1 protein-coding gene and 1 pseudogene are annotated in these 540 nt (G+C 54.1%); both read right to left on the bottom strand.

The features are described 5' to 3' along the window. A partial coding sequence (locus HT737_RS30995; protein ID WP_374011229.1) for a shikimate kinase occupies window positions 1-88 on the bottom strand: 88 nt, incomplete at its 3' end. Window positions 89-92: 4 nt separating this feature from the next. Then, window positions 93-540, bottom strand: a pseudogene (locus tag HT737_RS30990) (type IV pilus secretin PilQ); the annotation flags it as partial.

Raw genomic sequence — 540 nt, 5'->3', positions numbered from 1 at the left:
TGAACGGCAGGCGCAGCTCTTTGGCCAGCAACCGGCCGATGGTGCTTTTTCCAGCGCCCATCGGTCCTACAAGAATCAAATTTCGCACAGAATCAACGACTCACAGCAATCGCCTGGTTATTCATGATACGCGGAGTGAGAAATACCAGCAGCTCGGATTTTTTCTCCGAAACCACATCACGCCGGAAAAGGCGGCCAAGATACGGCACATCGCCAAGAAATGGCACCTTATCTACGACCTTGCTTTGAGTATTTGAGAAAACGCCCCCAATCACGATGGTCTCACCGTCGTTTACCAGTACTTTGGCGTTGACTTCGTTCTTCTTGATCGGCGGCACATCCTGCACCTTGTTCAGGTAGTCCGGTTCGTCCTTGGTGACCTTGACCTCCATGATGATGCGGTTGTCGGGGGTGATCTGCGGCGTCACTTCCAGCGACAGCGAAGCCTCCTTGAACGACACCGACGTCGCACCGCTGGAACTGGCTTCCTGGTACGGAATCTCGGTGCCTTTGAGGATTTTCGCGGTCTCCTTGTCGGAG

The organism is Pseudomonas sp. MD195_PC81_125 (assembly GCF_014060985.1).
Classification (GTDB): Bacteria; Pseudomonadota; Gammaproteobacteria; order Pseudomonadales; family Pseudomonadaceae; genus Aquipseudomonas; species Aquipseudomonas parakoreensis.
Note: the sequence above shows the minus strand (reverse complement) of the source record. Positions and strands in the feature narration are given on the sequence as shown.